Origin of the sequence: Pimelobacter sp. 30-1, assembly GCF_018831735.1 — a bacterium.
Taxonomy (GTDB): Bacteria; Actinomycetota; Actinomycetes; order Propionibacteriales; family Nocardioidaceae; genus Nocardioides.
In genome coordinates this window covers 191,885-205,826 of record NZ_NHTS01000004.1, presented here as the reverse complement: position 1 = coordinate 205,826, position 13,942 = coordinate 191,885, and the positions used below count along the sequence as shown (strand labels likewise).

Annotated in this window: 16 protein-coding genes; 9 read left to right on the top strand and 7 right to left on the bottom strand. The window is 74.3% G+C overall.

The genetic code is table 11. The annotated features are described in order from the left end of the window. Positions 1–126 precede the first annotated feature (126 nt). Together CCO04_RS10765 and CCO04_RS10760 are read left to right on the top strand one after the other, a co-directional pair. Positions 127–933: a D-alanyl-D-alanine carboxypeptidase family protein gene (locus CCO04_RS10765; RefSeq protein WP_215814145.1), complete on the top strand. Its 807-nt coding sequence runs from the start codon at positions 127–129 to the stop codon at positions 931–933. 30 nt (positions 934–963) lie between these two features. Then, positions 964–2,127 carry a DUF4185 domain-containing protein gene (locus CCO04_RS10760; protein WP_215814144.1) on the top strand — a complete coding sequence of 388 codons (1,164 nt, stop codon included), beginning with the start codon at positions 964–966 and terminating at the stop codon, positions 2,125–2,127. On the opposite strand, the gene CCO04_RS10755 is transcribed toward CCO04_RS10760, so the two are convergent. Next, complete coding sequence (locus tag CCO04_RS10755) at positions 2,113–3,336, bottom strand: low temperature requirement protein A (protein WP_215814143.1); 1,224 nt, start codon at positions 3,334–3,336, stop codon at positions 2,113–2,115. The two genes, CCO04_RS10760 and CCO04_RS10755, sit on opposite strands and share 15 nt — an antisense overlap. A gap of 89 nt (positions 3,337–3,425) precedes the next feature. Here CCO04_RS10755 and CCO04_RS10750 point away from each other — a divergent pair, with 89 nt between their 5' ends. Genes CCO04_RS10750 through CCO04_RS10730 form a run of 5 tightly spaced genes read left to right on the top strand, consistent with a single transcriptional unit; the run spans position 3,426 to position 7,485 of the window. Beyond that, on the top strand, positions 3,426–4,229 hold the full coding sequence (locus CCO04_RS10750; protein ID WP_215814142.1) for an ABC transporter ATP-binding protein: 804 nt from the start codon (positions 3,426–3,428) through the stop codon (positions 4,227–4,229). Then, the gene (locus CCO04_RS10745) at positions 4,226–5,014 is read left to right on the top strand and encodes an ABC transporter permease (protein ID WP_215814141.1); all 789 of its coding nucleotides are present in this window, start codon (positions 4,226–4,228) and stop codon (positions 5,012–5,014) included. The genes CCO04_RS10750 and CCO04_RS10745 overlap by 4 nt, the downstream gene beginning before the upstream one ends. Positions 5,015–5,019: 5 nt before the next feature. Continuing rightward, positions 5,020–5,787, top strand: a complete 768-nt coding sequence (locus CCO04_RS10740) for a MerR family transcriptional regulator (protein ID WP_215814140.1) — start codon at positions 5,020–5,022, stop codon at positions 5,785–5,787. A gap of 43 nt (positions 5,788–5,830) precedes the next feature. Further along, positions 5,831–6,079 (top strand): hypothetical protein, encoded by a 249-nt coding sequence (locus tag CCO04_RS10735; RefSeq protein ID WP_215814139.1) that lies wholly within the window; start codon positions 5,831–5,833, stop codon positions 6,077–6,079. Then, complete coding sequence (locus CCO04_RS10730) at positions 6,076–7,485, top strand: 3-hydroxyisobutyryl-CoA hydrolase (RefSeq protein WP_215814138.1); 1,410 nt, start codon at positions 6,076–6,078, stop codon at positions 7,483–7,485. The genes CCO04_RS10735 and CCO04_RS10730 overlap by 4 nt, the downstream gene beginning before the upstream one ends. On the opposite strand, the gene CCO04_RS10725 is transcribed toward CCO04_RS10730, so the two are convergent. Further along, positions 7,482–8,120, bottom strand: coding sequence for a hypothetical protein (locus tag CCO04_RS10725; protein ID WP_215814137.1), 639 nt, complete (start codon positions 8,118–8,120; stop codon positions 7,482–7,484). The two genes, CCO04_RS10730 and CCO04_RS10725, sit on opposite strands and share 4 nt — an antisense overlap. A 30-nt stretch (positions 8,121–8,150) precedes the next feature. Then, positions 8,151–8,924 carry an IclR family transcriptional regulator gene (locus tag CCO04_RS29735; RefSeq protein WP_215814136.1) on the bottom strand — a complete coding sequence of 258 codons (774 nt, stop codon included), beginning with the start codon at positions 8,922–8,924 and terminating at the stop codon, positions 8,151–8,153. Between the two features lie 131 nt (positions 8,925–9,055). Between CCO04_RS29735 and CCO04_RS10715 the strand changes: the two genes are divergently transcribed. After that, positions 9,056–9,820, top strand: a complete 765-nt coding sequence (locus tag CCO04_RS10715) for a CoA transferase subunit A (RefSeq protein WP_215814135.1) — start codon at positions 9,056–9,058, stop codon at positions 9,818–9,820. 1 nt (position 9,821) lies between these two features. Beyond that, positions 9,822–10,451 carry a 3-oxoacid CoA-transferase subunit B gene (locus CCO04_RS10710; protein ID WP_215814134.1) on the top strand — a complete coding sequence of 210 codons (630 nt, stop codon included), beginning with the start codon at positions 9,822–9,824 and terminating at the stop codon, positions 10,449–10,451. Here the strand turns inward: CCO04_RS10710 and CCO04_RS10705 are convergent. The 4 genes from CCO04_RS10705 to CCO04_RS10690 are packed head-to-tail and all read right to left on the bottom strand — an operon-like array spanning position 10,402 to position 13,922. Then, positions 10,402–11,082, bottom strand: coding sequence for a ferredoxin (locus tag CCO04_RS10705; protein ID WP_215814133.1), 681 nt, complete (start codon positions 11,080–11,082; stop codon positions 10,402–10,404). The genes CCO04_RS10710 and CCO04_RS10705 overlap by 50 nt on opposite strands. Further along, complete coding sequence (locus CCO04_RS10700; RefSeq protein WP_215814132.1) at positions 11,075–11,851, bottom strand: ABC transporter ATP-binding protein; 777 nt, start codon at positions 11,849–11,851, stop codon at positions 11,075–11,077. The genes CCO04_RS10705 and CCO04_RS10700 overlap by 8 nt, the downstream gene beginning before the upstream one ends. Next, complete coding sequence (locus CCO04_RS10695) at positions 11,848–12,918, bottom strand: iron chelate uptake ABC transporter family permease subunit (RefSeq protein WP_215814131.1); 1,071 nt, start codon at positions 12,916–12,918, stop codon at positions 11,848–11,850. The genes CCO04_RS10700 and CCO04_RS10695 overlap by 4 nt, the downstream gene beginning before the upstream one ends. Continuing rightward, the gene (locus CCO04_RS10690; protein WP_215814130.1) at positions 12,918–13,922 is read right to left on the bottom strand and encodes an ABC transporter substrate-binding protein; all 1,005 of its coding nucleotides are present in this window, start codon (positions 13,920–13,922) and stop codon (positions 12,918–12,920) included. The genes CCO04_RS10695 and CCO04_RS10690 overlap by 1 nt, the downstream gene beginning before the upstream one ends. Positions 13,923–13,942: the final 20 nt, after the last annotated feature.

The window sequence follows — 13,942 nt, the reverse complement described above, 5'->3', positions numbered from 1 at the left end:
GCGACGGGATGGAGCGGGGGAGACTCGCGGCCCCGGCCGTCCCCTACTTCGGTAGGAGCGGCCGCCTTGGGTGGATCTACTATCTTCTCTAGTACTTCGTCGTCGCGGTGCCAAGGAGATTCACGGGTGGGTTCGGATCCGCGGCACCGCGCCCCCGCGTGCGAGCGGCGCCCCCGCCCCGTCGCGGGCCGGCGCAAGGCCGAGCGGACGTCGACCCGGTCCGGTACGGCGTCCGGTCGCCCCCACCTCGCCGGCGCGATCGTCGCCGGCGTCGCCACGGTGGGCGCGGTGGTCCTCGGCACCTTGTCGACCACCGGTGCCTCCGCGCCGCCGACCGCCGCGATCGACCCGGTCCGCCCGGCCGCGGCCGCCGACGGCGGCACCGGGGCGCGGGAGAGCGAGCGCGCGCGGGAACGGGCCGTCGACGAGCGCCTGCTCTCCGGCACCCTGAGCCGCAGCGCGACCCGCGCCACCAGCGGGACCACCAACCGCGTCCCCGGCTGGCTCGAGGGCTGCCGTCGCACGCCGCAGACGCTGGACAGCCCCAACGGCCAGATCCCGGAGGAGGACCTCTGCGAGCTGCCCGACGGCTTCCTGCTCCGCGGGGACGCCGCGGCCGCGTGGTCGCGCCTCGCCTCGTCGTACGAGCGGCGGTTCGGGAGCGAGGTCTGCATGACCGACGCCTACCGCGACCTCGGCTCGCAGCAGCGCCTCGCCGCGATCAAGCCCGGGCTCGCCGCGCGTCCCGGCACCAGCAACCACGGCTGGGGCGTCGCGGTCGACCTGTGCGGTGGGGTCGAGCGGTTCGACAGCGAGCAGCACCGGTGGTTCAGCGAGAACGCCGGCGGCTTCGGCTGGGTCAACCCGGGCTGGGCACGTGAGCACGGGTCACGGCCGGAGCCGTGGCACTGGGAGTACATCGGGACGCCCTAGGGCATGGCTCCGCGGTGCAGGATGGCTCCCATGGGCAGACGGGCCGTCGCGGCGCTGGTGACCGGCGGGCTGCTGCTCGCCGGGTGCACCGGTCCCGACGCCGATACCGACCCCGACCGGCTCACCCTCACGCCCGCCGCGTCGACCACGGTCCTCGAGCCGTGCGTCCCGACGGGTGGGCTCGACACCATCGACGAGCTCAACCGGTTCGTCACCCGCACCCGGGGCGACGTCGCGTTCGCGGGCGGGGACGTCGGCGCGAGCGTCCGGCTCCAGGACGGCCGCGGCATGTTCGTCTTCGGTGACACCCTGCGCGGGCCGGACTTCGACGGGCAGCAGTTCGTGCACAACTCGATGCTGCTCTTCTCGCCCGGGTGCGGTCAGGTGGTGCTGCCGCGCGACCGGGGCGCCGTCGTACCGGACCGGGCGGACGGGGTGGGGTACTGGCCGATGTCGATCGCCGCGGTCTCCCGCGACGGCTACGACCTGGTCGGCGTCGGCGTGCAGCGGGTCCGCCCCAAGCCGGGCTCCGGCGTGTTCGGCTTCGACATCCTCGGTCCGGCGGTCGCCCTCTTCCGGGTCCCGCCCGGCGAGGCGCCCGACCTCGTCTCGGTCCGCGACGTCGGCCCGGACGCCGTCGACCCGAGCCGTCCGATGTGGGGCGCCGCCGCGGTGGTGGACGACGGGTGGGCCTATCTCTACGCGACCTCGCGCGATCGCGACGCCCTCGCCACCGGCTTCGACCTGCGGGTCGCCCGGAGCCGCCCCGAGTCGGTCGGCGACCCGAGGGCGTGGGAGTACTGGGACGGCACCGCCTGGACGCCGGACGCGGACCGCGCCGCCGTCCTGATCCCGCGCCAGGGTGGGGTCTCGCAGACGCTGAGCGTCTTCCGTGACGGCGACCGCTGGTACGCGATCAGCAAGCGCGACGAGGTGCTCGGCCGCGACCTCGTCGTCTGGGAGGCCCCGGCCCCGACCGGCCCGTTCGTCGCCGCCCCGCCGGTCGCCGAGATCCCGTCGGACGCCGCGACCGGAACCCTGCGCTACCTGCCCCTGGCCCACCCGGACCTGCTGCCCGAGCCGGGCACCGTGGTGGTGAGCTACAGCGAGAACAACACCGACTTCGCCGTCGTGCGCGACGACCCGCGGCGCTACCGGCCGCGCTTCCTGCGGGTGCGGCTACCCGGCGGCTGAGCGCTGCCGCCGCCGTTCGACGAGCAGGTGCGCGCCGACGACGGCGACGAGGTACCAGAGCACGGCCGAGCTGCGCAGGTCCGCGCCGCGCGCCGCGATCACCAGCGGTACGGCGACGCCCGTGACCAGCCAGAAGAACGGCTGGACCACGTGGAGACCGCGCGAGCACAGGCTCGCGACCAGGCCCAGCGTGAACCAGACCGCGACCGCCCCGCACAGCAGCCAGCGCTGCGGCTCGTCGAGCGGCTCACCGCCGTGGCCGACGGCGGCGCCGATGGCCGCTGCCGCGGCGGCGAGGGACGCCGTCGTACCGGCGTGGAGGGCGAGGGCCAGCCGCTGCGGCACGGTGCCCGGCCGCAGGTGCGGGACGCCGGCGTGCCCGTGGACGACGGACAGCCCCCACATCCCGGCGAGCAGCAGGAAGGCGGCCAGCCCGGTGCCGAGCAGGGCGCCGTCCCAGACCGCGCCGGACGCCGCCCGCACGCTCTGGATCACGCCCTCGCCGAGCACGATGATCACGAACAGGCCGAGGCGCTCGGCGAGGTGCTCGGCTTCGAAGCGCACCGGCACGAGCCCGTCGAACCGGCTCATCCGCTCGGGGTCGCGGCGCGACATCGCGTCGATGCGCTGCTGCGCGCCCTCCATCATGTCGTCGCCGGAGACGACGACGAGGAGGAAGAGGTCGATCGCGATCCCCAGCCCCCACAGGACGAACTTCCACGGCTCGTCGACCCACACCGAGACCAGGAACGGGATCGCACCGGTGATCTGCTGGGCGAGCGGCCAGTCGACGACGACCGCACCCCGGCGCCAGGAGCCCGCGCCGATCACCCGGGTGACGACATAGGCGACCGCGAAGGCGTTGGTCATCGTGATCCCGGCGCCCTCGGCACCGTCGGCGCCGTGGTGCAGCACCTCCTCGGCGACCCCGGGCGTCGCCGCGGCCATCACCGCGAGGCCGAACATGCCGGCCAGCAGCCGCACGGTCCGGGTCTGCGCGCCGCTGGCGTTGCCGTAGAGCATGAACGTGGTCCAGCTCAGCCAGAACGTCAGGAAGAGCGCGGCGTACAGCAGCAGTCCGCGTCCGCCCACGTCCTCGTGGACGACGTGCGCGAGGGTCCCGACGCCCGCCACGACGACGAGGTCGAAGAACAGCTCGGCCCAGCTCGCGTGGCGCTCCTCGGTCACCGTCCGGTCCTCGGTGGTCATGCGCGGAGTCAACCACGCCGGAGCGACCCAGGAATCGTCGAGAATCGGGGCTTGACCTTGACGCAGCGTCAACCTTCCACGCTGTTCTCATGAACCTCACGACACCCGCCATCGAGGTCGCCGCCCTCCGCAAGACGTACGGCGACCAGGTCGTCCTCGACGGCCTCGACCTCACCGTGCCGGCGGGCACGGTCTATGCGCTCCTCGGCCCCAACGGGGCCGGCAAGACCACCACGGTCAACATCTGCTCGACCCTGCTGGCGCCCGACGCGGGCACCGTCGCCGTCGCCGGGCACGACGTCCGCACCCAGGCCGACGCGGTCCGCCGCTCGATCGGCCTGACCGGTCAGTTCTCGGCGATCGACGAGCTGCTCACCGGGCGCGAGAACCTGCGGCTGATGGCCGATCTCGCGCACCTGCCCAAGCCGGACGCCCGGGCCCGGGTCGACGAGCAGCTCGCCCGGTTCGGCCTGACCGATGCGGCGGACCGGCGCGCGGCGACGTACTCGGGCGGGATGAAGCGGCGCCTGGACCTGGCGATGACCCTGGTCAGCCGCCCGCAGGTGATCTTCCTCGACGAGCCCACGACCGGCCTCGACCCGCGCAGCCGCCGCGACCTGTGGCAGATCGTGCGCGAGCTCGTCGCCGACGGCGTCACGATCCTGCTCACCACCCAGTACCTCGAGGAGGCCGACCAGCTCGCCCACACCGTGGGCCTCCTGGACGGCGGCCGCCTGGTCGCCGAGGGCACTCCGGCGCAGCTCAAGGAGCAGGCCGGCGGCGAGACCCTCGACGACGTCTTCCTCGCCCTCACCGGGCACCCGGCCCGCACCGACCAGACCGACGACGAGAACGACGACGAGAACGAGAACGAGAAGGAGGCGGTCCGATGACCACCCTCGCCCACACCGTGCGCGACTCGCGCACCATGCTGCGCCGCAACCTCAAGCACATGCTGCGCTACCCGTCGCTGACGATCATGCTCATCGCCCAGCCGGTGCTGTTCCTGCTGCTCTTCGTCTACGTCTTCGGCGGCACCATGGGCGCCGGCCTGCCGGGCGGCGGCGGCCGCGACGCCTACCTGGCGTACGTCGCTCCCGCGATCCTCATCATCACCGTCTCCTCGGTCGCGCTCAGCATCGCGATCTACGCCGCCAAGGACGCCACCGAGGGCATCATCGACCGGTTCCGGACCATGCCGATCGCGAAGTCCTCGGTCCTCACCGGGCTCGTCGGGGCGGCCGTCCTCCAGACCGCGTTCGCGGTCGCCGTGGTGCTCGGCCTCGCCGTGGCCCTGGGCTACCGCCCCGACGCGGGGATCGCCGGCTGGCTCGGCGCGATCGGCATCCTGACCCTGCTGGCGATCGCGCTCACCTGGCTCTGCGTGGCCCTCGGCCTGGCCGCCGGCAGCGTGGAGACGGCGAGCAACACCCCCATGTTCCTGATGCTCCTGCCCTTCCTGTCCAGCGCCTTCGTGCCCACCGACTCGATGTCGACCGGCCTGGCCTGGGTGGCCGAGCACCAGCCGTTCACGCCGATCATCGACACCCTGCGCGCCTTCCTCGCCGGGGGCGACCCGGGCTCGGACGCGGTGTGGGCGATCGGGTGGTGCGTGCTCGTCACGGTGCTGTGCTTCGCGTGGGCACGTCGCCTGTTCAGCCGGGTTCGGGCAGGCTGACCCCTGTGCTGACCATCGGCGAGCTGGCGTCGTACGCCGGCGTGACCATCCGCGCCGTCCGGCACTACCACGCCAAGGGGCTGCTGCCGGAGCCCGAGCGGGACCACTCCGGCTACCGCCGCTACGACGCCCGCGCGGTGGCCGAGCTGATCAAGATCCGCACGCTGGCCGAGGCCGGCGTACCGCTCGCCCGGGTGGCGGAGCTGCTCGACGCGGACGCCGACGAGTTCGCCGCCGCGGTCGCCGACATCGACCGGCGGCTGCGGGCGGAGATCCGGGAGCGGCAGCGGCACCGGGAGCGGATCGCCCAGCTCGCGGCGGGCGACAACCTGGCGCTGCCGCCCGAGGCGGTCGCCTACCTCGACCGGATGCGCGCGCTCGGGTTCTCCGACCTGCTCATCGCCGGTGAGCGCGACGCGTGGATCCTCGTCGCGGCACAGATGCCCGAGCACATGCCGCTGTTCATGGCGCTCAAGGAGGCCCAGCTCGACGACGCCGCGACCGACGAGCTGCTGCGCGACCTCGGCGACGCGATCGGGTGGGCGCCCGACGACCCGCGGCTGCCGGGGCTGGCCGACCGGCTGGTGGGGACGCTGGAGACGGCCGAGGAGGTGGACCAGGCGACCTGGGACGACGTCCCGATCCCCGACAGCCTGGTCGCGCTGCTCGACTCGGTGTTCGTCGACCTGGTCCCGATGGCGCCGCGCCTGATGGCCCTGCTCGAGGAGCGCGGCTGGACCGGCTGGACCAAGCTGGAGCGGATCACCTCCTGACCACCGCTGCCCCTGGCGGCGGGCGGGGCGTAACGTGGCACCCGTGACTCGGGATCTTGCACACGCCTCGCGGACCTACCCGGTACGACAGCTCGTCGCCTACCGCCGGCTGATCGTCAACGGCGAGCGCGTCGACCCCGACCGGGTCGTCGCCGAGTACGCCCGGGCCAACCCGGGTGTCGACCTCGACGCCCGCTCGACGGTCAGCGACTGGCAGGCCGGCACCCTCCCCGGCGGCGGTACCCGCGTCGGCGACACCGCCGAGCGGCTGCAGGGCCTGCCCATCAGGTGAGCCACGACGAAGGAGTCCGGATCGAGCGGCTCGGCCGCGTCGGCCGGATCGTGCTCGACCGCCCCCGGGCGCTCAACGCGCTGACCCTCACCATGGTCGAGCGGATCCACGCCGCGCTCGACGAGTGGCGCCACGACCCGGACCTGCGCGCGGTCACCGTCGAGAGCGCCTCGGAGCGCGCGTTCTGCGCGGGCGGCGACATCCGCCGGGTCCGCGAGAACACGCTGGCCGGGCGGCACGACGAGAGCCTGCGCTTCTTCACCACCGAGTACGCCGTCAACGCGCTCCTCGGCGCCTACCCGGTCCCCGTCGTGGCGCTCGTCGGCGGCCTCTGCCTCGGCGGCGGGATGGGCCTGAGCGTGCACGGACCCTTCCGCGTGGTCGGGCCGGACGCGTCCTTCGCCATGCCGGAGACCAAGATCGGCTTCTTCCCCGACGTCGGCGCCACGCACGTCCTGCCCCGGCTGCCCGGTGCGGTCGGGCGCTACCTCGGGTTGACCGGCGCCCGGGTCGGTGCGGCCGACGCCCTCGCGCTCGGCCTGGCCACCCACGCCTGCTCCGCGGCCGACCTGGCCCGGCTGCCCGGGCTCATCGACGCCCACGACGGCCCGCTCGAGACGCTGCTGCGCTCGCTCGCCCCGGCCGACGCCCTCGACCAGCCGGGGCCGCTCAGCGCCGTCCGGGCGGACATCGACCGGGTGTTCGGCGCGGCCGACCTGGCCGGCGTACGGGATCGGCTCGGCGCGCTCGACAGCGACTGGGCCAAGGAGACCCGGGCGGCCCTCGACGCCGCCTCCCCGGCCAGCCTCGCGCTCACCGACCGGCTGCTCGCCGAGGGTCGCGAGCGCGACCTGCCCGGCTGCCTGGCCGCCGAGCTCGACGCCGCCCGGACGACGATCGCGAGCCCCGACTTCGTCGAGGGCGTCCGCGCGGTGCTGGTCGACAAGGACCACGCGCCCCGCTGGGCGCCCATGCCGACGGTCCGGCCGGCCACGACCGCCGACCTCGACGCGATCTTCGCGATCCGCACGAGCGTCACCGAGAACCACCTCTCCCGCGACCAGCTCACCGAGCTCGGCATCACCGCCGACGCGCTGGGCGCCGCGATCGCCGACGGCCCGGAGTGCCTCTGGGTCGCCGAGGTGGCCGGCGTACCGGCCGGCTTCGCGATGGTCGACACCGACGACGCGTGCGTGTTCGCCTGCTTCGTCGGCCCCGAGCACGAGGGCCTCGGCCTCGGCCGGCTGCTCATGGAGCGTGCCGAGAGCGCCCTGCTCGCCGACCACCCGGTGATCTGGCTGACCACCGACGGCGCCAGCCGCGCGGCCGGCTTCTACCGCCGGCTCGGGTGGACGGCGGTCGCCGACCTGCCCGACGGCGACCTCCGGTTCGAGAAGCGCCGCTAGGCGCCGGCCCGCTCCGCGAGCCGCACCGCCGCGTGCCGGACGACGTCCACCTCGTCGGCGTCGCGGGCCAGCTCGTGCGGGACGTCGCCCCCGAGCAGTCCCGCGGGCTGGGTGAGCCAGGACCACACCTGCCACGGATCCGTCCCCGCCGCCAGCAGCGGCTCCAGGATCGCGCCCAGCTCGGGCCGCAGCTCACCGGCGTCGGTGAGCTGGAAGGCGGGCACCAGCACCCCACCGTCGTGCGGTACGACGAGCAGCGCGTGCCGCTCGGCCGCCTTGTGCACCGCGAACCGGGTCGCGTTCTCCGTCGCGCCGCGGACCGCGGCCAGGCTGGCGTAGGTGTGCGCCGGGCTGGCCAGCAGCGCGGCCCGGACCCGGGCCCGGCGGCGCAGCTGCACCAACGCCAGCGGTACGGCGTGGGCCGGGTCCTCGCCGTCCTGGTGCAGGACCCGGTCGAGGTCGGTGAGCTGCTCCGCGCTCAGCGGCATCCCGGTGCCGGGGTCGCGCCAGCGGACCACGCCGCCGAGGTCGCGCTCGAAGGTCGGCAGCCCGGCGTCCGCCAGGTGGTCGCCCAGGCCGAGGCCCTCGAGCCAGGTCGCGAGCCGCTCACCGGTCGTCGCGGAGTCGTCGTGCATGCGTCCAGCCTGCCACCGTCCCGGACCGGCTCAGCGGTGCCCCCGTCGCGGCGCCAGTCGCCCGGTGAGCGCGTGCGCCTCGCGCAGCAGCAGCTCGCCGAGCTCCTGCTGGCGCGGGGGTGCGAGCCGGGCCTCGATGCCGGTCAGGCTCAGCGCCCAGCGCGCCTCGCCGTGCGCGTCGAAGACCGCCGCGCCCAGGCCCCAGCTGCCGGGCACGATGAGGCCGGGGTTCACGGCGTACCCGGTGGCCCGGGTGTCGGCGATCCGCGCCGCGAGCCGGGCGGGGGCGTGCTCGGCGCCGTACGGCGTCTCCAGGTGGGCGTCGGCCAGGTAGGCCGTCCGCTCCCGCTCGCCCAGGAAGGCCAGCAGCACCAGCCCTGCCGAGGCGACGCCGAGCGGGAACCGGATGCCCTCGTGCAGCACGTGCGAGCGGATGGGGAAGCTGCCGTCCTCGCGCAGCAGGCACACCGTCTCGTCGCCGCGGCGCACCGAGAAGAACGCGCTCTCCCCGGTCTCGCGGGCCAGCCGGCGCACGGTCTCGCGGGCGATCGGGGTGATGTCGTGGCGGCTCGTCGCGGCGGCGCCGAGCAGGAAGCACTCGGGCCCCAGGTGCCAGGCGCCGGTGCTCTCGTCGCGCTCGACCAGGCCCTCCTCGCGCAGCGCGCTGAGCAGTCGGTGCGCGGTCGGGCGGGGCAGCGCGGTCGCGGCGGCCAGCGCGGTGGTGCTGACGCCGTCGGGCTCGCGCCCGGCCAGCGCGCGGAGCAGGTGCGCGACCCGGCCGACGACGCTGGGTCCGGTGTCCACGGCGCCAGGCTAGCCGACCGGCGTTCACTGAGTGGACGCAACTCACGAGTAGCGCTCGGCGTGCGAGAGATCCGCCGCCGAACCGCGCTCGCTCATTGACCGTGGGACGTCCGGCCCGTTGACTGGCGGGCATGGACAAGGTGATCGGTTCGGCGGCCGAGGCGGTCGCTGACATCCCGGACGGATCGACCCTCACGGTCGGCGGCTTCGGGCTCTGCGGCATTCCGTCGGTGCTCATCCAGGCCCTCCTCGACGCGGGCGTCAAGGACCTCGAGGTGGTCTCGAACAACGCCGGCGTCGACGACTGGGGCCTGGGCATGCTGCTCACGGCCGGTCGGCTCCGGCGCGTGGTCGCGTCGTACGTCGGCGAGAACAAGGAGTTCGCGCGCCAGTACCTCTCCGGCGAGCTCGAGGTCGAGCTCACGCCGCAGGGCACGCTCGCCGAGCGGATGCGGGCCGGCGGCTCGGGCATCGCGGCGTTCTACACGCGCACCGGCGTCGGCACCCAGGTCGCCGACGGCGGCCTGCCCTGGAAGTACGACGACCAGGGCAAGGTCATCAAGACGTCCCCCCAGAAGCCCGTGATGACCTTCGACACCCGCGACGGCGAGCAGGAGTTCGTCCTCGAGGAGGCGATCGTCGGCGACTTCGGCCTGATCCGCGCGTGGAAGGGCGACCGGCACGGCAACCTCGTGTTCCGCGACTCCGCCCGCAACTTCAACCCGCTGGCCGCGATGGCCGGCCGGATCACGGTCGCCGAGGTCGAGGAGCTCGTCGAGCCCGGCGACATCGACCCCAACCAGGTGCACCTGCCCGGTGTCTACGTGCACCGCGTCGTCCCGCTCACCCCCGAGCAGGCGGCGGACAAGCGCATCGAGAAGAGGACGGTCCGCTGACATGGCATGGTCACGTGAGGAGATGGCGGCCCGTGCCGCCGCCGAGCTGGTCGACGGCGACTACGTCAACCTCGGCATCGGGCTGCCGACGCTGGTGCCCAACTACGTCCCCGACGACGTCGAGCTCGTGCTCCAGAGCGAGAACGGCATCCTCGGCGTCGGCCCCTACCCGGCCGACGAGGACGTCGACGCGGACCTCATCAACGCCGGCAAGGAGACCGTGACGGTCCGTCCGGGCGCGAGCTTCTTCGACTCCGCGCTGAGCTTCGGCATGATCCGCGGCGGCAAGATCGACGCCGCGATCCTCGGCGCCATGCAGGTCTCGGTCCGCGGCGACATCGCCAACTGGATGATCCCCGGCAAGATGGTCAAGGGCATGGGCGGCGCGATGGACCTGGTCCACGGCGCCAAGAAGGTCGTCGTCCTCATGGAGCACGTCGCCCGCGACGGCTCCTACAAGATCGTCGAGGAGTGCGGCCTGCCCTACACCGGCAAGGGCGTCGTGCAGCGGATCATCACCGACCTGTGCGTCCTCGACATCACGCCCGAGGGGCTGCGGCTCGTCGAGCTCGCCCCCGGGGTCACCGAGGACGAGGTGCGGGAGAAGACCGAGCCGCCGGTTCTCGTCTGAGCCGCACCGGCTCCGCCGGACCAGCAGGACCAGCGGGTCCCGGGCGGTCAACGACGATCGCCCGGGCCTGCTCGGCGGTCACGCCGCCGTACCAGGCGTCGTCGGGGTGGACCACCACGACGGGCGCCTGGTTGCACGGGAACAGGCACCCGGTCTGGGTGACGAGCACGTCGTCGTCGCCCAGGCCCTGACGGCGCAGCTCGTCGTCCACCGCGGCCAGCACGGCTCCCGAGCCGCGCGCCGAGCAGCGCGGTCCCCGGCACACCAGCAGGTGGCGCGCGTGGCCCGGCACCTCCTCCCACGCCGGGGACGTCAACGCCGCCTCGGTGCCGGTGACCGCGCGTTTGTCGATCACGACCTCCACCTCGGGGTGGGTACGCCGCCAGTGCCCGGCCACCCGGCGCAGCCACGACCGGGCGGTCGCCGCGCCGAGCGCGATCCCGACCAGCTCGACCCGGGTGACGCCGTCGGCGTGGAGCCGGTCGAGCTCCTCGGCGAGGCTGGGCGAACCCTGCTGGAGGTAGGCGAGCGACGCACCGGTCGCCGCGGCGACCGCGGCGAGCTCGGGTGCGTGCCGGGCGCCCTCGGCGCCCATCACGACGAGCACGACGGCGGACCCCTGCTCAGGCACGGACCCTCCCGTCGTGCCACACGACGTGCAGCCGGCCGGAGTGGTCGTGGCGCCCGACCGTCGCCTCGACGCCGTAGACGTCGCGGACCAGGTCCGCGGTCAGCACCTCGTCGGGCGAGCCCGCCGCGACCACCCGGCCCGCCCGCAGCACGACGAGCCGGTCGCAGAAGGCGGCGGCCAGGTCGAGGTCGTGCAGCGCGGCGACCGTGGTCCGGCCGAGGGCGCGGACCGTGGCCAGCAGGTCGAGCTGGTGGGCCAGGTCGAGGTGGTTGGTCGGCTCGTCGAGCATGAGGACGTCGGGCTCCTGGCTGAGCGCGCGGGCCAGCTGCACGCGTTGCCGCTCGCCGCCGGACAGGGTGCTCCAGTCCTGGTCGGCGAGGTGGTCGACGCCGCTGCGCCGCATCGCCTCGGCGACCTCGCCGGCGCCCTCGTCGCGCGCCGCGGGCCAGCGGCCGCGGTGCGGGATCCGGCCCAGCTCGACGACCTGGCGCGCGGTGAGCGGCAGCGAGGTCGACGTGTGCTGCTCCAGGACGGCGATCCGTCGCGCGCGCACCCGGGCGGGCAGGCGGTGCACGTCGTCGTCCCCGAGCCGGACCGTGCCGGAGGCCGGCCGGCGCAGCCCGGACATCACGTGCAGCAGCGTGGTCTTGCCCGAGCCGTTGGGGCCGAGCAGGCCGGTGATGGTGCCGGCCGGGCAGTCGAGCGTGATGTCGTGGACGATCGTGCGGCTGCGCACGCCCCAGGTGACGCCCTCGGCGTGGATCCTCATCGCGCCCTCGACTCGCGCCGCAGCAGGTAGGCGAACAGCGGCGCCCCGAGCACCGCGGTCACCACGCCGATCGGGATCTCCTGGCCGTCGACCAGCGAGCGGGCGACGGTGTCGGCCCAGATCATGAGCACCGCGCCGGCCAGTGCGCTCAGCGGCAGCAGCCGCCGGTGCAGCGGCCCGCACACCAGCCGGACGACGTGCGGCACGACGAGCCCGACGAACCCGATCGCCCCGGTGTAGGCGACCAGGCACGCGGTGAGCAGCGCGGTGCCGATCAGCAGCACCCAGCGGGTACGCCGGATCGAGACGCCGAGCGAGGCCGCCGAGGAGTCCCCGAACGCGAAGGCGTCGAGGTCGGCGGCGTACAGCAGGATCGCGACGAGGGCGACGAGCGCGACGGCGACGAGCACCCCGGCGCTGTGCCAGCGCACCCCGGCGAGCGAGCCCATGGTCCAGGCCAGCACCCGCCGGGCGGCGTCGTGGTCGCCGCTCATCATCACCGCGAACGAGGTGTACGCCGCGCAGAGCTGGCCCACCGCGACCCCGGCCAGCACGGTCCGGGCCGGCGGCAGGTCGCCGGTGCGGCCCGTGGCCAGGCCGAGCACCAGCGCCAGGGCGAGCAGGGCGCTGACGAACGCGGCCAGCCCGAGCGCGGCGCTGCCGGCCAGCCCGGCGACGCTGACGCCGAGCACGATCACCGTCACCGCCCCGACGGTCGCGCCGCCGGAGATGCCGAGCAGGTACGGATCCGCCAGGTCGTTGCGGGTCAGCGACTGCAGCACCGCGCCGGCCAGCGCCAGCCCGGCGCCGGTGGCCGCGGCGCCCACCACGCGGGGCATCCGGAGCTGCCAGACGATCCGGTCGTCGATGAGGGTCACGCCGTCGACCGGCAGGCCGATCCGGCGCAGCACCACGTCGACCACGTCGCCGGCGGGCACGTGCACCGAGCCGATCCCCACCGCCACCACGACGGTGGCGACGAGGGCGACGGTGAGCGCGGCGCCCGCGACGAGGCCCGTTCCCGACCGGGTGCGCGCCGGCCGGGACGGCCGGGCCGCCTGCAGCATCAGCCCAGCGGGGGCAGGTCGGCGAGCTGGGCGCCGACGGAGACGGCTCCGTCGGCCAGCCGCACGCCGGGCGTGGACTCCGAGAACGGGATCACGACGTACCGCTTCGCCTTGACCGCGCGCAGGTTCTTGAGCACCGGGTCCTTCTCGAGCATCGCGATCTTGTCGTCGGCCGTGGACCAGCTCGCGTCGGCCAGCACGATCACGTCGGGGTCGGTCTTGACGACCCGCTCCCAGCTCACGTCGGCCCAGCCGCCCTCGACGTCGCCGAAGACGTTGGTCGCGCCCACGGCGTCGAGGATCAGCTGCGGGCCGCCCTCGCCGGCACCGGCGAACGCGGTCTTGTCGCCGGAGTCGAACCAGAAGACGTCCAGGCCCTCGCCCGGCTTGTCCGCGGCGAGGGTGTCGAGCTGGCCCTGCTGCTCCTTCTCCAGCGCGTCGGCGCGCTCGGGGACGCCGAAGACGTCGGCGACGACCTCGATCTCGTCCCACACCGAGTCGAACGAGACATCGGCGCTGGGCTTGTTCTCGCCGCAGCCGAAGAGCGAGAGGAACGAGCCGATGCCGAGCTTGGTCAGCTCGTCCTGGGCGCCGGCGTTGTCGGCGTCGAAGGCGCTGGCGTACGACGCGTAGACGAAGTCCGGCTTCGCGGCGAGCAGGGTCTCGTTGTCGGGGTACTCCTTGGCGAGCACCTTCACCTCGTCGTACGCCGGCTGCCACTTCTGCGGCACCGCGTCGTCGAGGTACGCCGTGCCGGCCATCCGGTCGGACAGGTCGAGCGCGAGCATGACCTCGGTCGCGCCCTGGTTCATGGTCACCGCGCGCTCGGGCGGCGCGGTGATGGTCGAGGTGAAGCCGCAGCTGCTGGCCTCCACCGGGAAGCCGGCGGTGGTGGCAGGGCCCTTGTCCTCGGCCTCGGGAGCGCCGGCGCACCCGGCGAGGAGGAGCGGCACGGCGGCCAGGGCAGGCAGGAAGCGGGTACGACGGGACGACGTCACGGTCACTCTTTTCGGGTCCGAGGCTC